At 55.0% G+C, this 19,947-nt stretch carries 20 protein-coding genes and 1 tRNA gene; 14 read left to right on the top strand and 7 right to left on the bottom strand.

The genetic code is table 11. The features are described from left to right. Positions 1 to 146: 146 nt before the first annotated feature. From recA to AC2FIM_RS02670, 4 genes are all read left to right on the top strand, one after another. The gene (gene recA / locus AC2FIM_RS02685) at positions 147 to 1,211 is read left to right on the top strand and encodes a recombinase RecA (RefSeq protein ID WP_142633714.1); all 1,065 of its coding nucleotides are present in this window, start codon (positions 147 to 149) and stop codon (positions 1,209 to 1,211) included. Between the two features lie 175 nt (positions 1,212 to 1,386). Beyond that, positions 1,387 to 4,059: an alanine--tRNA ligase gene (gene alaS / locus AC2FIM_RS02680; protein WP_142633716.1), complete on the top strand. Its 2,673-nt coding sequence runs from the start codon at positions 1,387 to 1,389 to the stop codon at positions 4,057 to 4,059. Positions 4,060 to 4,063: 4 nt separating this feature from the next. Beyond that, positions 4,064 to 4,351 (top strand): DUF1330 domain-containing protein, encoded by a 288-nt coding sequence (locus tag AC2FIM_RS02675; protein ID WP_142633718.1) that lies wholly within the window; start codon positions 4,064 to 4,066, stop codon positions 4,349 to 4,351. A 316-nt stretch (positions 4,352 to 4,667) separates the two neighbouring features. After that, the gene (locus AC2FIM_RS02670) at positions 4,668 to 5,342 is read left to right on the top strand and encodes a transglutaminase-like cysteine peptidase (RefSeq protein WP_281972078.1); all 675 of its coding nucleotides are present in this window, start codon (positions 4,668 to 4,670) and stop codon (positions 5,340 to 5,342) included. A 79-nt stretch (positions 5,343 to 5,421) separates the two neighbouring features. On the opposite strand, the gene AC2FIM_RS02665 is transcribed toward AC2FIM_RS02670, so the two are convergent. Then, complete coding sequence (locus AC2FIM_RS02665) at positions 5,422 to 6,165, bottom strand: hypothetical protein (protein ID WP_496731738.1); 744 nt, start codon at positions 6,163 to 6,165, stop codon at positions 5,422 to 5,424. Here AC2FIM_RS02665 and AC2FIM_RS02660 point away from each other — a divergent pair. Beyond that, positions 6,164 to 6,334 carry a hypothetical protein gene (locus tag AC2FIM_RS02660; protein WP_185956608.1) on the top strand — a complete coding sequence of 57 codons (171 nt, stop codon included), beginning with the start codon at positions 6,164 to 6,166 and terminating at the stop codon, positions 6,332 to 6,334. The two genes, AC2FIM_RS02665 and AC2FIM_RS02660, sit on opposite strands and share 2 nt — an antisense overlap. A gap of 190 nt (positions 6,335 to 6,524) precedes the next feature. On the opposite strand, the gene typA is transcribed toward AC2FIM_RS02660, so the two are convergent. The 5 genes from typA to AC2FIM_RS02635 form a co-directional block, all read right to left on the bottom strand. After that, positions 6,525 to 8,342, bottom strand: coding sequence for a translational GTPase TypA (gene typA / locus AC2FIM_RS02655; RefSeq protein WP_271947178.1), 1,818 nt, complete (start codon positions 8,340 to 8,342; stop codon positions 6,525 to 6,527). A gap of 76 nt (positions 8,343 to 8,418) precedes the next feature. Next, on the bottom strand, positions 8,419 to 8,754 hold the full coding sequence (locus AC2FIM_RS02650) for a DMT family transporter (protein WP_142633723.1): 336 nt from the start codon (positions 8,752 to 8,754) through the stop codon (positions 8,419 to 8,421). A gap of 360 nt (positions 8,755 to 9,114) precedes the next feature. Next, complete coding sequence (locus AC2FIM_RS02645; RefSeq protein WP_281972080.1) at positions 9,115 to 10,272, bottom strand: HD domain-containing protein; 1,158 nt, start codon at positions 10,270 to 10,272, stop codon at positions 9,115 to 9,117. Beyond that, a complete protein-coding gene (locus AC2FIM_RS02640) occupies positions 10,269 to 10,514 on the bottom strand; it encodes a hypothetical protein (protein ID WP_142633727.1) in 246 nt (81 codons plus the stop codon). The genes AC2FIM_RS02645 and AC2FIM_RS02640 overlap by 4 nt, the downstream gene beginning before the upstream one ends. Then, entirely contained in the window at positions 10,514 to 11,167 is a 654-nt protein-coding gene (locus AC2FIM_RS02635; RefSeq protein ID WP_142633729.1) for an alpha/beta hydrolase, read from the bottom strand. Before AC2FIM_RS02635 ends, AC2FIM_RS02640 begins: the two co-directional genes overlap by 1 nt. Before the next feature lie 178 nt (positions 11,168 to 11,345). Here AC2FIM_RS02635 and iscR point away from each other — a divergent pair, with 178 nt between their 5' ends. The 9 genes from iscR (at position 11,346) to AC2FIM_RS02590 (ending at position 19,003) form a co-directional block, all read left to right on the top strand. Next, complete coding sequence (gene iscR / locus AC2FIM_RS02630; RefSeq protein ID WP_142633731.1) at positions 11,346 to 11,804, top strand: Fe-S cluster assembly transcriptional regulator IscR; 459 nt, start codon at positions 11,346 to 11,348, stop codon at positions 11,802 to 11,804. 48 nt (positions 11,805 to 11,852) lie between these two features. Next, the gene (locus AC2FIM_RS02625; RefSeq protein WP_496707794.1) at positions 11,853 to 12,932 is read left to right on the top strand and encodes a cysteine desulfurase family protein; all 1,080 of its coding nucleotides are present in this window, start codon (positions 11,853 to 11,855) and stop codon (positions 12,930 to 12,932) included. 18 nt (positions 12,933 to 12,950) lie between these two features. Beyond that, positions 12,951 to 14,471, top strand: a complete 1,521-nt coding sequence (gene sufB, locus AC2FIM_RS02620; RefSeq protein ID WP_281972082.1) for a Fe-S cluster assembly protein SufB — start codon at positions 12,951 to 12,953, stop codon at positions 14,469 to 14,471. A 70-nt stretch (positions 14,472 to 14,541) separates the two neighbouring features. Beyond that, a complete protein-coding gene (sufC, locus tag AC2FIM_RS02615; RefSeq protein WP_142633737.1) occupies positions 14,542 to 15,297 on the top strand; it encodes a Fe-S cluster assembly ATPase SufC in 756 nt (251 codons plus the stop codon). After that, complete coding sequence (gene sufD, locus AC2FIM_RS02610) at positions 15,297 to 16,577, top strand: Fe-S cluster assembly protein SufD (protein WP_271947165.1); 1,281 nt, start codon at positions 15,297 to 15,299, stop codon at positions 16,575 to 16,577. The genes sufC and sufD overlap by 1 nt, the downstream gene beginning before the upstream one ends. Beyond that, positions 16,577 to 17,062, top strand: coding sequence for a YIP1 family protein (locus AC2FIM_RS02605; protein WP_142633741.1), 486 nt, complete (start codon positions 16,577 to 16,579; stop codon positions 17,060 to 17,062). The genes sufD and AC2FIM_RS02605 overlap by 1 nt, the downstream gene beginning before the upstream one ends. Further along, complete coding sequence (locus AC2FIM_RS02600) at positions 17,059 to 17,625, top strand: YIP1 family protein (RefSeq protein WP_142633743.1); 567 nt, start codon at positions 17,059 to 17,061, stop codon at positions 17,623 to 17,625. The genes AC2FIM_RS02605 and AC2FIM_RS02600 overlap by 4 nt, the downstream gene beginning before the upstream one ends. Before the next feature lie 14 nt (positions 17,626 to 17,639). After that, positions 17,640 to 18,860, top strand: a complete 1,221-nt coding sequence (locus AC2FIM_RS02595) for a cysteine desulfurase (protein ID WP_496707795.1) — start codon at positions 17,640 to 17,642, stop codon at positions 18,858 to 18,860. Positions 18,861 to 18,926: 66 nt separating this feature from the next. Next, positions 18,927 to 19,003, top strand: a tRNA-Arg gene (locus AC2FIM_RS02590). 166 nt (positions 19,004 to 19,169) lie between these two features. Here AC2FIM_RS02590 and mepK read toward each other — a convergent pair. Further along, the gene (mepK, locus tag AC2FIM_RS02585) at positions 19,170 to 19,739 is read right to left on the bottom strand and encodes a peptidoglycan L,D-endopeptidase MepK (RefSeq protein ID WP_142633747.1); all 570 of its coding nucleotides are present in this window, start codon (positions 19,737 to 19,739) and stop codon (positions 19,170 to 19,172) included. Between the last annotated feature and the right edge of the window lie 208 nt (positions 19,740 to 19,947).

Here is a 19,947-nt window from a genome sequence, read left to right as displayed (position 1 = left end):
ACGACTCTTTAATACAATTACAGAACAGTAAGTAATGTAAGTTTTAGTTGAAATGTTCTCTTTTTGGTCCCATAAGGAACAAGAGGCGAACAAAGCAGCGATTGCCGCCCGTTCAAGGGTGTGACAAAAGGGAAGGCGACAGGACAATGGCGGATCTTCTGACGATGAGCGACAAGAAAAACGCAGATAAGCAAAAGGCGCTCGACAGCGCGCTGGCACAGATCGAACGGCAGTTCGGCAAAGGCTCGATCATGAAGCTGGGCGAGGATTCCAAGCAGGACATCGACGCCAGTTCGACCGGATCGCTGGGTCTGGATATCGCTCTGGGAATCGGCGGCCTGCCGATGGGCCGGATCGTTGAAATCTATGGCCCGGAAAGTTCAGGCAAAACTACGCTGACACTGCACTGCATCGCAGAACAGCAGAAACATGGCGGTGTATGCGCATTTGTCGATGCGGAACATGCGTTGGACCCGCAATATGCGCGCAAACTGGGCGTCGATCTGGACGAGTTGCTGATTTCGCAACCCGACACTGGCGAACAGGCGCTTGAGATTACCGATACGCTGGTCCGTTCGGGCGCGGTGAACATGGTCGTGGTTGACTCGGTCGCGGCGCTGACGCCGAAATCTGAACTCGAAGGCGATATGGGCGACAGCAGCGTTGGTGTGCAGGCCCGGCTGATGAGCCAGGCAATGCGTAAACTGACGGGTTCGATCAGCCGCTCGAACTGTATGGTGATCTTCATCAACCAAATCCGGATGAAAATCGGCGTGATGTTCGGCAGCCCGGAAACCACCACCGGTGGTAACGCCCTGAAATTCTACAGCTCGGTCCGTTTGGATATTCGTCGGATCGGTGCGATCAAGGACCGGGATGAGGTTGTTGGCAACCAGACCCGTGTGAAGGTCGTTAAAAACAAAGTGGCACCGCCCTTCAAGCAAGTTGAATTCGACATCATGTATGGCGAAGGCATCAGTAAAATGGGCGAGCTGCTGGATCTGGGCGTCAAGGCCGGTGTGGTCGAGAAGTCGGGCTCATGGTTCAGCTATGGTGATGAGCGGATCGGGCAGGGGCGTGAGAATGCCAAGCAGTATCTGCGCGACAACAACCGCATCGCGTTTGAGATCGAGGACAAGATTCGCGCGGCACATGGGCTGGAATTCGATGTGCCGCCCGGCGCGGAAGAGGATGATATCCTCGAGGCATAAGTGGTTCGGGAAGAAAGCGATTTTCGCTGCTCTTTCCTAAGAACGAACCATATTCCGAACAAGGCGGTCCGTCGGGGCCGCCTTGTTCCGTTCTGCGACGCTCGCCTGTGGACTATCCCGGGGGAGGCGGATAAACCCTTTTTGAAACAAACTGATCGCGCGCCGAGAGAGCCCTATGTCAACGTTGAACGAAATCCGATCGACCTTTTTGAACTACTTTGCCAAACAGGGGCACGAAGTAGTGGCATCCAGTCCCCTTGTGCCACGCAACGACCCGACATTGATGTTCGTCAACTCGGGTATGGTGCAGTTCAAAAACCTGTTCACCGGGGTCGAAACCCGTGACTATCAGCGCGCGACGACAGCACAGAAATGTGTTCGGGCCGGTGGCAAGCACAACGACTTGGACAATGTCGGCTATACTGCGCGTCACCACACATTCTTTGAGATGTTGGGCAATTTTTCGTTCGGCGATTACTTCAAGCCCGAAGCAATTCCATTCGCATGGGAATTGATCACCAAAGAATTCGGGGTCGATAAAAACCGCCTTCTGACAACGGTTTACCACACCGATGACGAAGCGTTCGAGATGTGGAAGAAGGTGGGCGTTCCCGAAGATCGGATCATCCGTATCGCAACCAGTGACAATTTCTGGCAGATGGGTCCGACCGGCCCGTGCGGTCCCTGCACCGAGATTTTCTACGACCACGGGGATCATATCTGGGGCGGCCCTCCGGGTTCTCCTGAGGAAGACGGTGATCGGTTCATCGAGATCTGGAACATCGTTTTCATGCAGAACGAACAGTTCGAAGACGGCTCGATGGTCGAGCTCGACATGCAGTCAATCGACACCGGGATGGGGCTGGAGCGGATTGGTGCCCTGTTGCAAGGAAGCCATGACAATTACGACACCGATCTGTTCAAGACCCTAATCGAGGCCTCGGCGAGTGCCACCAATGTCGATCCTTATGGGGATCAGAACGTACATCACCGCGTGATTGCGGATCACCTGCGGTCGACCTCGTTCCTGATTGCAGACGGGGTAATGCCCAGCAATGACGGGCGCGGCTATGTGCTGCGGCGGATCATGCGTCGTGCGATGCGGCATGCACATCTGTTGGGTGCGAAGGATCCGGTGATGTATCAGCTGGTACCGACATTGGTCCAACTGATGGGTGCCCAGTACACCGAACTTGGCCAGGCTCAGTCGCTGATCGAAGAGACGCTGTTGCTGGAAGAAACCCGCTTTAAGCAAACATTGGATCGCGGCCTGAAGTTGTTGGATGACGAGGTCTCTGACCTGCCAGAGGGTGCGGCACTGTCTGGAGAAGCCGCTTTCAAGCTGTATGATACATATGGTTTTCCGCTTGATCTGACGCAGGATGCACTGCGTGAAAAGGGCCGGACGGTTGATACCGACGGGTTTGATACGGCGATGGCCGAGCAAAAGGCCAAGGCACGCGCTGCCTGGGCTGGATCGGGGGAAGCAGCGGATCAAGCCGTTTGGTTTGACGTTCTGGATATTGCGGGCGCTACGGATTTTCTTGGATACGATACAGAAAAGGCTGAAGGACAGGTCGCGGCAATGGTCGTGGATGGCGCTTTGGTCGACAAGATCGAGACAGGTTGTTCCGGCTGGGTCGTTGTGAACCAAACCCCGTTTTATGGTGAATCCGGTGGTCAGATAGGCGACACCGGCGAAATTCGTCGTCTGGAAGAGCGTGATGATGTCGCGCGGGTCGAGGACACCCGGAAATTTGCGGATGGCAAAATCTATGCGCATCGGGTCAGGGTCGATCACGGTACCTTGTCCAAGGGAGACGCAGTTGAGCTTGAGGTAGACCATGTTCGCCGCACCGCCATCCGGGCCAACCATTCGGCCACACATTTGCTGCACGAAGCATTGCGGGAAACATTGGGTGACCACGTTGCGCAGCGTGGTTCTTTGAATGCGGCTGACCGGCTGCGGTTCGACTTTAGCCACGCGAAGGCGATGAGCCCCGAGGAAATTCGGCAAGTTGAACGCTCGGTCAACGCTTTCATCCGCCAGAACTCGACCGTCGAGACCCGGATCATGACACCGGATGATGCCCGGGAACTGGGTGCGCAGGCCCTTTTCGGTGAGAAATATGGCGACGAAGTTCGCGTGGTTTCGATGGGCAAAGCGCCAACCGGCAAAGGCCAGGATGGTGAGACCTGGTCGATCGAACTGTGTGGTGGAACGCATGTTCGCCAGACCGGTGATATTGGCGCGCTTGTTGTATTGGGGGATAGCGCCAGCAGTGCCGGTGTCCGGCGGATCGAAGCGCTTACCGGTGACGAAGCCATGGTTTACCTGACCGACCAGGACCAACGTTTGGGGCAGATCGCATCTGAACTGAAAGCGCAACCGGATGACGTTGTATCTCGTGTCAAAGCTCTGTTGGATGAACGTAAATCCCTTCAAAATGAAGTTGCACAGCTGCGCCGCGATCTCGCGATGGCTGGTGGTTCGGGGCAGGGCGGTAGCGCTGAGGCCAAAACGGTAAACGGTATCTCGTTCTTGGCTCAGTCCCTTACTGGCGTATCTGGCAAGGACTTACCCGCGCTGATCGACGAACACAAAAGCCGACTTGGATCGGGTGCTGTGTTGCTGATAGCGGATACCGGCGGCAAAGCAGCCGTCGCGGCCGGTGTCACAGCTGATCTGACGGATGCAATCTCGGCCGTGGATCTGGTTCGGGCGGCGGTTGCTGAACTTGGTGGAAAAGGTGGCGGTGGACGCCCTGATATGGCGCAGGGTGGTGGCAAGGACGCTTCGAATGCTGATGCCGCGATCAAGGCTGCAGAGAATATTCTTGGAGGTTAACAAAATGTCCGCACTTTGGATTGCACATGTCAGTGTTACTGACGCCGAATCCTATGGAAAATATGCCGAGCTCGCCGGGCCAGCGATTGCCAAACACGGTGGTGCGTTTATCGCGCGTGCTGCGCGATACGTGCAGTTGGAAGGCAAAGAACGGCCGCGCAACGTTGTCGCCAAATTCCCCTCGTTGGAAGCCGCTGTAGAGTGTTATAATTCGGTGGAATATCAGCAAGCACTGGATCACGCGCGTGGTGCAAGTGAGCGGGAATTGGTGGTCGTAGAGATCACAGATTAGAATCACCCCGTGCGATCAGGGATTTAATACCCCTGTCAGCTTATTCATTGGGCGGTTTTCAGCCAAAAGATGGCCGCCCAATTATGACGTTGCGGCAAGCGTCGACCTGAAGTCCCATAAATTTTTTATTTACAAGTAGTTAGCGGGTCTTGATTTCGGGCCTGCCAAGGGGTTCGTGTTTCGAATGTGGCGAGCAGCGCCAGATTCTTACCCAAAAATGCCATTTTCAATGACGGAATTCCGCCTCTTTTAGTTGCAAGATTTGAGACAGATTGCACAATTAGGCGTGTTTACCGATAGTTTCGGAAAACGGAATATGGTCCTGTTTTGCGGCAATCGCAGGGAAAACACGGATCGAGGGACAGGCATGGCGACCATGGGTACGGAATTTAGGGCCGTTAATGCGCGGATCTGGACTGGTTTTGGTAGAACTTTAGGAATCCTCGCATTGGCGTTGGGGTCCTCGGTTATGGCACCAGATGCGCAAGCGCGGGAAGGCAACTTTATCCGCACAGTCGCATCTTCGCCCCCGCCGTCTGGAGCGCGGCAACTGTGCCGTCAATACTCTTGGGCATGTTCCAGCAAGGCTTCGAATTCAATGTCGAGCCAGCAAGAGATGCAGATCATCAAAAAGGTCAACCGGCAGGTAAACGCAACCACCCGCTCGGTTACTGACCAAGCCCAATATAGAACACGGGAACGTTGGGCACTGCCGACTTCGCGCGGTGGGGATTGCGAAGACTTTGCTCTGTTGAAGAAAAGGGATCTTATCCGAGCGGGCGTCGATCCGAGCAAACTTTTGATCGCAACTGTACTGGATACGCAGCGAAATTCTCATGCGGTTTTGGTTTATCGCTCGGCCAGTGGCGATCTGGTTCTGGATAACTTGACCAACCGCATCAAACCCTGGTCGGCGACGCGATATCTGTTTCTGCGGATGCAGGACCCTCGGCGGCCCAGTAAATGGGTCGGGGTCTTCGGCAGAAGCTGAGGAAAGCTAATCTCAGCTGGTTAGAATGCAAAAATGGCGAAGCAGCAGCTTCGCCATTTTCTGTAGTGCCTAAATTTGCTTACTTGGGGTTGCCCGGATTGTTGGTACCGTTCGGGTTCTGAGATTGGCCGCCTGGATTGGTTCCGTCGCTATGGCCAGAACGGTTGCCCTTGGGTCCACCGTCACCACCTTCGCCGCCGTCACCACCTTCGCCGCCGTCACCACCTTCGCCGCCGTCGCCACCTTCGCCGCCGTCACCACCTTCGCCGCCGTCGCCACCTTCGCCGCCGTCGCCGTCACCACCTTCGCCGCCGTCGCCACCTTCGCCGCCGTCGCCGTCACCACCTTCGCCGCCGTCGCCACCGTCGCCGCCGTCGCCACCGTCGCCGCCGTCGCCACCTTCGCCGCCGTCGCCACCTTCGCCACCTTCGCCGCCGTCGCCGCCGTCGCCACCTTCGCCGCCGTCACCACCGTCGTCATCATCGTTGCCGTCACCATTGCCGCCACCGCCGCCGCGGGTATCACCGCCGCCGCCACCGCCGCCGCCGGTACCACCGCCGCCGCCACCGCCGCCGCCGGAACCACCACCGCCATTTTCATCAGCAGCGCCGTCTCCTGATCGTTGCTCATTTCCGAGAATAGATGCGGTTGGAAAGTCAGTCAGAACTGCTGCAAAAGCTGGGCAACTCTCCAATGTACGGGACAAGATGTCCTCGAAATCTGAGCGTCGCTGCAAATAGCGCAGCATCCGGGCGTCTACGACAGAACATGCACAAAGCGTTTCAGTCGATACCGACTGTTTGGCTGTTCGTATTGTACACATGTCTGAAGCTGAAGCGGATACAGCTGAAATAACTGGGAATGTTGCTGAAACAAATACTATTGAAAGTAAGCGAGACTTAATGCGCATGGCGCTACTCCTTGATACTCATTACTCAAAACTTGGCAGGCAAACAGGTGCCATACTTTGGACACAAATACATCCCTTTTGAGCCAGAATTACAAGTTTCCTAAAATTGTGAATGTTAAAAGTGAAACAACTTAAAGAGGAAAGTGTAGGTAAAACAAAAAGAAGGCCCGCTTTGAGAGCGAGCCTTCCAGGATGGGCCTTAATACGCGTGTGCGCAAATATGTCACGATTGTGTTATTGTTTCCAATCTGTGAACTGCATCACTGCAATGATCAGGCAGATCTTGCCATACGCTTGCGCTCGTGCGGATCCAGAAAGCGTTTGCGCAGACGGATTGCGTTCGGGGTCACTTCGACAAGTTCGTCATCGTCGATATAGGCGATCGCCTCTTCCAACGAGAACTGAATATGGGGTGTCAGGCGCACAGCGTCATCCGATCCGCTGGCCCGGACGTTGGTCAGCTTTTTCCCCTTCAGCGGGTTAACCTCAAGATCGTTGTCGCGCGAATGCTCGCCGATAACCATACCCTGATATACATCGGTCTGAGGGCCAACAAACATGCGGCCACGCTCTTCGAGGTTCCAAAGGGCATAGGCAACTGCTTGTCCGTTCTCCATCGAGATCAGAACGCCTGCGCGGCGGCCCGGAATTTGTCCTTTATGCGGTGCCCAGTCGTGGAACACACGGTTCAAAACGCCAGTACCGCGTGTATCTGTCAGGAATTCACCGTGATAACCGATCAACCCGCGTGACGGCACATGGGCGATGATGCGGGTTTTGCCTGTACCAGCAGGCCGCATCTCGGCCAGTTCACCTTTGCGGACACCTGTTATCTTTTCAATGACCGAGCCGGAATACTCGTCGTCCACGTCAATGGTGACTTCTTCGATGGGCTCCAGGCGCTGACCGTCTTCTTCGCGGAACAGGACCTGTGGGCGAGAGATACTCAGCTCGAACCCTTCGCGGCGCATGTTTTCGATCAGAACACCCATCTGCAATTCGCCGCGTCCCGCAACTTCGAAGGCCTCACCGCCCGGAGTGTCGGTAATGCGAATGGCGACGTTTGATTCTGCTTCTTTCATCAAACGGTCGCGAATGACACGGGACTGAACCTTTTTACCGTCTCGGCCGGCAAGGGGCGAATCGTTGATACCAAAGGTCACTGTGATGGTCGGCGGGTCGATCGGCTGCGCCGGCAGAGCGTCTTCGACCTGTGGGGCAACAAGCGAATCTGCCACGGTCGCTTTGCTCATACCTGCGATGGTGACGATATCGCCCGCCTCGGCCACATCAATGGGTTGCTGCCCCAGACCGCGGAAAGCCAGGATTTTTGAGGCGCGAAAGTTCTCGATAAGTGTTCCGTCCCGGCTGAGCGCCTTGAGGGTGTCACCTGCCTTGAGCGTACCACTTTCGACACGGCCAGTCAGAATGCGGCCGATGAACGGGTCGCTGCCCAGTGTCGTGGCAAGCATCCGGAAGGGTTCGTCCTTGCGTTCGATCTGTTTGGGAGCAGGGACGTGGTCAACGATCAGGTCGAACAGTGCTGACAGATCCTTGCGGGGTCCTTCCAGCTCCATATCTGCCCAGCCCGACCGGCCTGAGGCGTACATTGAAGGGAAATCAAGCTGATCGTCATCCGCACCGAGGTTTGCGAACAGATCAAAGCATTCGTCCAGCGCACGGTCTGGTTCGGCGTCGGGTTTGTCGACTTTGTTCAGCACCACAATCGGACGCAGACCCAGCGCCAGCGCCTTGGAGGTCACGAATTTGGTCTGCGGCATTGGACCTTCGGCAGCATCGACCAGCAGGACAACGCCGTCGACCATGCTGAGGATGCGTTCAACCTCGCCGCCGAAATCGGCGTGGCCCGGCGTGTCGACAATATTGATCCGCGTGCCTTTCCACTCCACCGAAGTGGCCTTTGCAAGGATGGTGATACCACGCTCACGCTCGAGGTCATTGCTGTCCATGGCGCGTTCTGCGACAGCTTGATTTTCCCGGAACGCACCGGATTGTTTTAGCAGCTCATCGACCAGCGTTGTTTTGCCGTGGTCCACGTGAGCGATGATTGCGATATTGCGCAGGTCCATGAGAGGTCAGCCTTTGAACGGGAAGTTGACGCGCGCATAACGCGGCTCGGCGAAATATGCCAGCCCTAACCGATCGTCAGTGTCCTGCTGTACCGGAAAAGAGGTGTATGATTAGTATTCCACCCAAAATCATGCTGAGTCCAGCTATCCCGGGTAAATCCAACCTCTGACCAAAGACAATGAAACCGATGATGGCAATCAGCACGATTCCAAGACCGGACCAGATCGCATAGACGATACCAACCGGCATGTATTTGAGCGTGAGGGCCATCAGATAAAAGGCAATTCCATAGCCAACAACCACAAGCACTGACGGCCAGAACCGGCTGAATTGCTGGCTGGCCTGAAGTGCAGTTGTACCAATCGTTTCGGCAACAACTGCCAACAGCAGTAGAAGATATGCTTTGGGCACGGGGGTCTCGCATTCAATAAGGTTGCATTGGGTTGAGCACGAAATGACCGATACGCGCAAGCGATAGCAGGAGTTTACAGGCATCCGTCAGGGGTCAGGATTACCCGACTATGTGGATTTTCGGCAATGTGATACTTTGTCCGCGTTTTATCGTGTTTTTTTATGAGTATCGCCATGACGAAATTTGCAAGATACGTCATCGCTCTTTCGGCACTTATTGTTGCGCTTGGGTGGCTTGCTGGCGGGGGGTCCGTCGAAACAAAAGCAGCCCGAAATGTTGAGCGATTGATTGGTGCATCGGTTTAAGCGACTGCCGAATACAGGAAAAAGGGGTGTTATGCTCCTTTTTCCGCTGTGTTTTCAGCCTTCTGCAGTCTCAGAAAAGTAACCCCGAAGCAACGGATCCAGCCATGCCCACAGGGCTGGTGCACCGGGAATAATCACCGTGCCGACACGGCTGTGGATTTGTTCGTATGTGACGTTGTAATCAATCCAGGAACCGCCTCCTGTCTCGAGGTTGCCAACCGGGGTTTGGAAGCGATCAATCGCTTTGGCGAAACAGGCATCGGGGCTTTCGGCCTGTTCAAACTCCTGCCAGATCGACATGAATTCTTGATTTTGGACCTCTGGGAGCATTCCAAACAACCTTTGCGCCGCAGCAAGTTCCTCGGCGGCTTGTGCCGCGTGGTCGACCTGCCCATGAATTGGGTGATCACCGGCGTCAATTTCAACAATGTCGTGCAGCAAAAGCATCCTGAGGGCGCGGTTTACATAAACGGAAGGGGCTGCATATTCGGACAGGACCCAGGCAAAAAGCATGATGTGCCAGGAATGTTCGGCTGAATTCTCAAACCGGTTATCATAGAGCAGACGCGATGCGCGCTGAACCGATTTGAGTTGGTCAGTTTCGGACAAGAAACCCAAACGCAAAGAAAGCTCGGAGGTTTCGAGTTTGCCTCCATTCAGCAGTGCTTGGGCAAGATTATATGCGTCCGGGAAAGCTTGTTGCAGATAGGCAGCGCGACCTTGTTTCAGGTTGTCATTCACGACAGCTAAATGCTCTGGGTTTGGCCGTTCTGCACACAGCACCTGAAACATCGGTTGCGACCGATCCAGAATCTTGGCGAATTTCGCGTCCGGAGTGGTGTCGGCCTCGAATTCTTGCCAAAGAGCCAGAAACGTCGTGGCCTGATCAGCAGGCAGCATGCCAAACAGCTCTTCAGCAGCTGTTTGTTCCGCCAATTCCAGTGCTTTCCAATCTGTTTTCAGGTGAATCGGGTGATCGCCTACGATGATTTCGACCAGATCATGCAGCAGTAGCATTTTGATCACGCGGTCGATATTCACGTCTGGCCCGGCAACCGGTTCCAAAACCAGGGCCCAAAGCGCCAGTTGCCAACTATGCTCAGCCGCGTTCTCTGGGCGGGACTGATCCAACAAGGCGTTGGCACGATTGACAGATTTCAGCCTGTCCGCGCGTTTAAGGAAGTCGATTTGCGCGGACAATCTTTGCGTCATTGTTTTTCTATAGCTTTCAGTTTTGACCGATGTTCGGTCAATTTCTCGACGACAAACTTGCGGGCCTTACGTTCGGCCATCCGGACACGGATCTCGGTCAGGAATGCTTCTTCCAATGTTTGTGAGGACGCCCCGATCACTTCGCCAACTTCCATGAAGAAGCGGTCGTTTCCGGTTTCGTCCATCACTTTCATTGTGTCTTCGGCCAGCTTGGAAGCAAGCCTGATGATCGTGTCGGACATTAGCGCGTGTTCTCTGTCAGCCGCCGTTTCACATAGTCACTTACATCAGTGATCAGCGTATCCATGTGGCGATCCTGAAAGAAGTGGTCTGCACCCTCAACTTCGTTATGGGTGATTGTGATGCCCTTCTGTTCATGCAGCTTGTTAACCAATGCAGTGGTGTCTGCAGGCGGGGCTACCCGATCAGAGGATCCGTTGATAATCAGACCCGAAGAGGGGCAGGGCGCCAGGAACGAGAAATCATACATGTTGGCTGGCGGAGAAACGCTGATGAAACCGGTAATCTCAGGGCGGCGCATAAGCAGTTGCATCCCGATCCAGGCTCCGAACGAGAACCCTGCGACCCAGCAGTGTTTCGAATTGTTGTTCATCGACTGCAGGTAGTCCAGTGCCGATGCCGCATCACTCAGCTCGCCTACGCCCTGGTCATATTCGCCCTGGCTGCGGCCAACACCGCGAAAGTTGAACCGCAACACGGTGAAACCCATGTTGTAGAACGCATAGTGCAGATTATAGACCACCTTGTTGTTCATGGTCCCGCCAAATTGAGGATGCGGGTGCAACACGATGGCGATCGGTGCGTCTTTTTCCTTTTGCGGGTGGTAGCGGCCTTCCAGGCGGCCTTCGGGTCCGGGAAAAATCACCTCGGGCATGTGTGCATAGGTCCTGTCTTTTTCTTCTGGGTGTCCGGAAATACTTGACGATAATCGTCGGACACCTTAGAACGGTTCTAATTGTGATAGTCGGCGCAAGGGCGCTGTCAGTCGGAGATACGCACTGGCAGCGGCGGCGTCAATGATTTCGCGCGTTAACTGCCATAAGGGAATGAGAATGAAGCTTTCGACCAAGGGTCGTTACGCGATGGTGGCCTTGGCTGATATCGCTCTTCAGTCTTCTGACGGACTGGTAACGCTGAGCGAAATTTCCGAACGGCAGGACATCTCGTTGCCTTATCTTGAACAGCTGTTCGTAAAGCTGCGCCGGGCCGAGCTTGTCTCGTCAGTGCGCGGTCCGGGCGGAGGTTATCGGTTGGCGCGCCCTGCGTCGGAAATCCGTGTAGTCGAAATTCTGTCCGCCGTCGACGAAACTGTAGACGCGTTGAAAAAAGGGGCAGGGGCATCCGGGGCCTCATCGGGCAGTCGTGCGCAATCGCTGACCAACCGATTGTGGGAAGGGCTGAGTGCCCATGTTTATGTGTTTCTGCATCAAACGCGGCTTTCTGATGTGATCAGGAACGACTTGGCACCCTGTCCGGCTGTTCCCAATCTGTTCGCGGTCGTGGACGAGTAAGATGAATTTGCTTTGTCCAAGTCCCTTTGGTTGCCAAAAGGTGCATCCATGAATCGTGTTTACCTTGATCATAACGCCACAACGCCAATTCGCCCCGAAGCGCGCGATGCGATGATCACGGCAATGGATCAGATCGGTAACCCTTCCTCGGTTCACGCTGAAGGACGAGCGGCAAAGGCCATGGTCGAGCGTGCACGGGCGCAGGTGGCCGAAGCTGTCGGGTGCCGACCGCAGGAAGTTATTTTCACCTCTGGTGCGACCGAAGCGGCTCGGGTCCTGCAGAATAGACCGAATAATTGCGATGTGTTCGTCGATGCAACGGCGCATGACGCGCTTTGGTCGCATCTTGATCTATCGAACTGCAACGAACGCCCGTTCGGTCCTGGTCACATCTTAGCAATGGGGTTGGCGAATTCGGAAACAGGTATCGTTACCTTGCCACCGAAAAAGGTCGAAGGTCAGTGGCCCTATGGCGCACGGCGCGCCGATTGGTTGTTGCTGGATATTACACAGGCTGTTGGCCGTATTCCCTTTTCCTTCGCCTGGAGCGATGCGGATATGGCGGTTCTTTCGGCGCATAAAATCGGCGGTCCTAAGGGTGTTGGCGCTCTGATCCTAAAACAAGGGCTGGACATCAACCCGCTTGCGGTTGGTGGCGGGCAGGAAATGGGCCGGCGCTCCGGGACGGAAAACGTTGTTGGAATCGCGGGTTTTGGTGCCGCTGCCGAGGCCGCAGTGAAAGATCTGGCTAACGGTGTTTGGGAAAATGTTGCTAAATTTAGAAATATTCTAGAGAACGCTCTTGAGGCCGGATCGAAAGCGACTATTTTTGTCGGGAAAGATCAGGAGCGACTCCCCAACACTTTGTGTTTTGCAACTCCCGGATGGAAAGGGGAGACGCAGGTTATGCAGATGGATCTGGCTGGATTTGCGATCAGCGCAGGTTCGGCCTGTTCAAGTGGCAAGGTAAAGACCAGCCGAGTTCTGACGGCAATGGGATATGACGAGGTAACGGCAGCCAGCGCAATTCGCGTATCGCTCGGCCCTTGGACGACAGAAGATGATGTGCTGCGTTTCGCGGATACGTGGCTGGAAAAAGAGAAAAAGCATCGCGCGCGTGCCGCGTGATCTGACGGAGGATAAGTCATGGCCGCTTTGGACCAGACTCAGGTAAAAGAAGGTGTCGATCAGGAAACCGTTGATGCGGTGCGCGAGGCCGGAACTTATAAATACGGCTGGAACACCGATATCGAGATGGAATACGCCCCAAAAGGCGTGAACCCCGATATCGTCCGTCTGATCTCGGACAAGAATGAAGAACCGGAATGGATGACCGAATGGCGTCTGGCCGCGTTCGAACGCTGGACCAAGATGGAAGAGCCGAAATGGGCGATGGTCAGCTATCCCGAAATCGACTTCCAGAACCAGTATTACTATGCCCGTCCGAAATCGATGGAGGTAAAGCCGAAATCGCTGGATGAGGTGGATCCGAAGCTGCTGGCTACTTACGAAAAGCTTGGTATCCCACTGAAAGAACAGATGATTCTGGCTGGCGTCGAAGGTGCCGAGGATATGCCCGTCGAAGGGCGCAAAGTGGCCGTGGATGCGGTGTTCGACTCGGTGTCCGTTGGCACAACTTTTCAGGCCGAACTGAAAAAGGCAGGTGTGATCTTCTGTTCGATTTCTGAAGCGATCAGGGAACACCCCGAGCTGGTCAAGAAATACCTGGGCACTGTGGTTCCGGTATCCGATAATTTCTATGCCACGCTGAACTCGGCCGTGTTCTCGGACGGGTCATTTGTCTACATCCCGCCGGGCGTACGCTGCCCGATGGAGCTGAGCACCTATTTCCGCATCAATGCGGAGAACACCGGTCAGTTTGAACGCACCCTGATCATCGCCGATAAAGGCAGCTATGTCAGCTACTTGGAAGGCTGTACTGCGCCTCAGCGCGACACTGCGCAGCTGCATGCTGCCGTGGTCGAAATCATCATCGAGGAAGATGCCGAGGTAAAATACTCGACCGTTCAGAACTGGTACCCCGGGGATGAGAATGGCAAGGGCGGCATCTATAACTTTGTGACCAAGCGCGCGGATTGCCGCGGCGACCGGTCCAAGGTGATGTGGACGCAGGTGGAGACCGGCTCTGCCGTGACATGGAAATACCCGTCCTGCATCCTGCGCGGCAATGAAAGCCAAGGTGAGTTCTATTCGATCGCGATTGCCAATAACTATCAGCAGGCCGACACTGGCACCAAGATGATCCACCTCGGCAAGAACACCAAGTCTCGGATCGTTTCGAAAGGGATCAGCGCGGGCAAGGCGCAGAACACCTATCGCGGGTTGGTCTCGATGCATCCAAAAGCCAAGGACAGCCGCAATTACACCCAGTGTGACAGCTTGCTGATCGGCGACAAATGCGGGGCGCATACGGTGCCCTATATCGAGGTCAAGAACAACTCATCGCGCGTCGAGCATGAAGCGACGACGTCGAAGGTCGATGATGATCAGCTGTTCTATTGCCGTCAGCGCGGAATGGACGAGGAAGAGGCCGTGGCCCTTGTTGTCAACGGGTTCTGCAAGGACGTGCTACAGGCACTGCCAATGGAATTTGCGATGGAGGCCCAGCAGTTGGTGGCCATCAGTCTCGAAGGATCTGTGGGTTAATCCCGACTTTCCCTGAATTCAGAACATACAGGGGGCATGACCCTCTTGCGATACGCCAAAGGAAATAAACATGCTGGAAATCAAAAACCTGCACGTCAAACTTGAAGAAGAAGACAAGCAAATCCTCAAAGGTGTCGACCTGAAGGTTGAGGCTGGCAAGGTACATGCGATCATGGGGCCGAATGGCTCGGGCAAATCGACGCTCAGCTATGTGCTGTCCGGTCGGGATGGGTATGAAGTGACCGAAGGCTCGGCGACCCTTGGTGGTGAGAACCTGTTCGAGATGGAACCGGAAGAGCGCGCAGCAGCCGGTGTTTTCCTGGCGTTCCAATATCCGGTTGAAATCCCGGGCGTTGGCAACATGACCTTTCTGCGCACCGCTGTGAACTCACAGCGCAAGGCCCGCGGGGAAGAAGAGCTTTCAGCAGCCGATTTCCTGAAAGAGGTGCGCGCCAAGGCCAAATCGTTAAAGATCGATGCGGATATGCTGAAGCGCCCTGTGAATGTTGGCTTTTCTGGCGGTGAGAAAAAGCGCAACGAAATACTGCAAATGGCCATGCTCGAGCCCAAAATGTGCATTCTGGACGAGACAGATTCCGGTTTGGATGTAGACGCGATGAAACTGGTTGCCGAGGGCGTGAACGCGCTGCGCGACGAAGCGCGTGGTTTCCTTGTTATCACGCATTATCAGCGCCTTCTGGACCACATCAAACCTGATGTCGTGCATATCATGGCCGATGGGCGGATTGTAAAAACTGGCGGTCCCGAGTTGGCACTTGAGGTTGAAAACAACGGTTATGCCGACATTCTGGCCGAGGTGAACTGATGGCGTTGCCCCAAGCAAAACAGACTGCGACAGAGGAGCGGTTGGCCGTCCTGTCGTTGCCCGATGCCGGATGTACTCGCGCTGCGCGCGAGGACGCAATTGCCCGTGTGCGCCAAATGGGCTTGCCCAGCCGGCGCGACGAGTACTGGAAATACACCCAACCCGATACGCTCGTATCGGCTGATGCAGCGCATGCGGCGCTGTTCGAGTCGGACGAACCGCAAATGTTCGATGAATTCGACCGCTTGAAGATTGTCTTCGTTGACGGAGTGTTCAATCCCGAAGAGTCCGATGATCTGACACTCGAAGGTGTTTCGATCGACCGGCTTGAAGATATTTGCTGCAAAGATATCCATTGGGCCAAAGACTTGTACGGCGTTCTTGAAGCAAATGGACAAGTCCCGGTTCAGCGCCCGCTGGCCGCATTGAACACCGCATTTGCATCAGACGGCGTGGCCATCCATGTGACCGGTAAGCCATCGAAACCGATCAGCCTGATCTATCGCCATGCGTCCGAGGATTCGGATGCGATCCTGCATCACGTAGTGCGGGTCGAAACTGACGCCGAGGTTACCATTCTCGAAAACGGGCCGGCGGCATCGCGTTTCAACAAATGTATGGAAATTGACATTGCCGATGGTGGCTCGCTGCACCATGTGCGGGCCCAGGGTCGTGACCACGAGCGTCGTGCGGCGACGCATATGTTTACACGGTTGGGTGCCAATTCTGTCTACAAATCCTTCACCCTGACTATGAACGGTGTTCTGACCCGGAACGAACAGGTGATCGAATTGACCGGCGATGATGCGGTGGCGCACGTGGCCGGTGCCTGCGTCGGAGATGGCGATTTTCACCATGACGACACGGTGTTCGTCACCCATGACGCGGTTGGTTGCGAAAGCCGCCAGGTGTTCAAGAAGGTGCTGCGGAACGGCGCGACCGGCGTGTTTCAGGGCAAGATCCTTGTGAAAGAGGGCGCCCAGAAAACAGACGGGTATCAGATCAGCCAGTCTTTGCTGCTGGATGATGATAGTCAGTTCCTCGCCAAGCCCGAGCTTGAGATCTATGCCGATGACGTAGTCTGTTCGCACGGTTCGACATCAGGTGCGCTTGATGAAACGGCTCTGTTCTACCTGCGGTCTCGGGGTGTGCCCGTCAAAGAGGCAACAAATTTGCTGACTTTGTCGTTCCTAGCCGAGGCTGTGGAAGAGATCGAGGATGAAGGCCTTGCGGAGGCTATGGTTGACCGCCTTGAAGGCTGGCTTTCTCGGCGAAGCTGATGCCGGTAACGTCGGATATAGTGGCCACATACCGTGGACCAGGCCGGGTTGTAAGCCGGCTTCTGGATTTGGGCGAACGTGAGGACCGCGCTTTGGTCTTTGTAATGGCGTTCTGCGTGGTGGCATTCATTGCGCAACTGCCACGTTTGTCCCGGCGGGCGCATCTCGAAGACCTCGAACTTAACATGCTGTTGGGCGGTGCCTTGCTTGGAACTGTCATTATCTTGCCGCTGTTCTTTTACCTTCTGGCCTTCGTGTCCCACGGTGCGGCGCGTCTGTTCGGCGGAAAGGGGACTGCCTATGGCGCAAGGTTGGCTCTGTTCTGGGCGTTGCTATCCTCGACGCCGTTGATTTTGCTGAACGGCCTTGTCGCTGGTTTCATCGGTCCGGGGACAACCATGACCACTGTCGGGTTGGTCTGGTTCGTCGTATTCCTGTGGTTCTGGTTTTCGGGCCTTAGGCAAGCGCAAAGGTATGCGGAATGAATCCGGCCGTGCTGAGTCAGATTGCTGTTCTGACCCTGACCAACCCTGCCGAAGCGGCAAGACGGTTGCTGGATCTGCGTCCCGGGCGTGAAGTTGTCTGGCTGGCATTCTTTCTGGCTGTCGTTCTGAACGGTGCCATCCAAATTGGTATCGAACAGATGGTCCCTGTCCCGCAGGGTGAACCGCTTCCCGTTTCTGATCCTGTTATTCTGAACCTTCTACGTTCGTCAGGCGCGATGCTGCTCAGCGTGGTGGCTCTTCTTTTTGTTGGTCGTACTATCGGGGGCGTTGCGACATTCAAAGATATCCTGATCCTGACGATCTGGCTGCAATTCCTTCAGATCGCAGCGATGTCGGTGACGCTGATCGTTTCGATGGTTGTTCCATTTATGATGGTCATGTTTTTGCTGGCGACCGCACTTGTCAGCCTTTACGTCTCAATGCATTTCCTGAATGAAGCTCATAAGTTCAACTCGATGCTGAAATCTTTTGGGGTCATTCTGTTATCCGCACTGATTTCAATCTCATTTGTCCTCATGTTCACACCCAGCGGCCCGGTCTAGGGAAGAAAAATACGATGTTCGATCTGCAGAAAATTCGCGCTGACTTTCCGATCCTGTCCCGAGAGGTAAACGGCAAGCCGCTGACCTATCTGGACAATGGAGCATCAGCTCAGAAGCCACAGGTTGTCATTGACGCTGTGACGCGGGCTTATACCGAAGAATATGCAAATGTGCATCGCGGGCTGCACTATCTGTCCAATCTGGCGACCGAGAAATACGAATCCGTTCGTGGAACTATTGCCCGATTTCTGGGCGTAACGGATGAAGATGAGATTGTTCTGAACTCGGGCACGACCGAAGGCATCAATCTGGTCGCCTATGGCTGGGCGATGCCGCGTCTTCAGGCCGGGGATGAGATCGTCCTGAGTGTGATGGAGCATCATGCAAACATCGTACCCTGGCATTTCCTGCGCGAGCGTCAGGGAGTGGTGCTGAAATGGGTGGATGTGGATGCGGATGGCGGGCTTGATCCGCAAGCTGTCATTGATGCCATCGGTCCAAAAACCAAGCTGGTCGCGGTGACCCATTGTTCGAACGTGTTGGGCACGGTTGTGGATGTCAAAGCAATCACCGAAGGCGCCCATGCCAAAGGCGTCCCGGTGCTGGTGGATGGCAGTCAAGGCGCCGTGCATATGCCGGTCGATGTCCAGGATATTGGCTGCGATTTCTACGCCATCACCGGGCATAAGCTTTATGGCCCATCGGGATCGGGAGCGATTTACATCAAATCTGACCGGATGGCCGAAATGCGCCCGTTTATCGGTGGCGGTGACATGATCAAAGAGGTCAGCAAGGATCAGGTGATCTACAATGATCCACCGATGAAATTCGAGGCGGGAACTCCTGGCATCGTGCAAACCATCGGACTGGGCGTCGCTCTGGACTATCTGATGGATTTGGGGATGGACAACGTTGCTGCTCATGAGGCCGAGATCCGAGACTATGCGATGCAGAGGTTTGCGGGGCTGAACTGGATTCAGCTTCAGGGGACACGGCCGGACAAAGCGGCGATCTTTAGCTTCACTTTGGACGGTGCAGGCCACGCACATGACATTTCGACGATTTTGGATAAAAAGGGCGTCGCTGTTCGGGCCGGGCACCATTGTGCTGGACCATTGATGGATTTCCTCGGAGCAACCGCGACATGCCGCGCAAGTTTTGGTCTCTATAACTCGAAAGATGAGGTCGATACCCTGATCGAAGCGCTTGAACTTGCGCATGATCTGTTCGCGTGAAACCTGTTTGATCCGGGTCGATTTTCAGTTGCACCCGGACCGGAACAAGGTTAGCTAACGGCTCAGGCACCTGTAGCTCAGCTGGATAGAGCGCTGCCCTCCGAAGGCAGAGGCCAGAGGTTCGAATCCTCTCAGGTGCGCCATTTCTTGAATATTTGGGCTCGTATTGAAAATCACCTGCGACAGCCGGTTTGCGCAGGGTTTATGAGGCTGCCTGAGTAGAATAGGCACCTCCACAATGGCAGATAAATCTGCTCATTCAAACGGTTAGGTGACCGACAAAGTTCTCTTGACGACAGGCGGGGCGGATCAACCGCCCCAGCTTCTTACCACACCGCAATCCATATGCACGAAGTTCGAGCGGTGGTATTTGCCAACACCACCAGCACGGCAAGACATCGCCGCTTTGGCCATTTGCGAGACCGAACGAGATGACAGGCGGAGGTCGGCTGCCTGGCCTTTCATGTGCAACGAATTCTTGGCAACACGGCGCGACCGTGACCGCAGCATCGCGTTGGTCTGCGGCGAGCGATAGCCCGACAGCAGCATATAGGGTTCGTTGACATCCAACAGATTATGCGACGCCGCCATGATGTCGATCGTGCGGAGGTCCATATCCTTGGCCTGGTCGGTGCGCCAATCGCGCATGAAGTGGTTCACTTCTTTGACCGCGTCTTTGATGTATTTACCGTCAACCCAATAGATCATATCGATCCGCTCGCCAGTGCGTCCGGAATACATGCGAATACGGCGAATATCACCACCGCCACGAAGGAATCCTGCTGCATTGGAGTAGGTTGGAGTTGCTACAACTGCTGTAGCTGCGAATGCGCCCAATAAAGCACGCCGGGTCAAACCCGAGGAACTGCTCGTCGTCATTTTGTGTTTCGTCCCGTACTGTTCCTGCCTGCACACGATGTTACGCGCGCTGTATTAATTTATTCCCATCCCAGATGAGGGATTTATGACACAGTCGTGAAGGGCGGCCAAGAAGTCTTTCAAATTCATCTTTTCAAGGGGGAATTTTCGGCAGTTTTTTGCGCAGGTGGTGCAAAATGGCAAAGATCCAACGTCTTAGGCCGTCGCG

This window comes from Ruegeria sp. CDSC052 (assembly GCF_059610685.1).
This window is presented reverse-complemented; position numbering and strand designations above follow the sequence as displayed.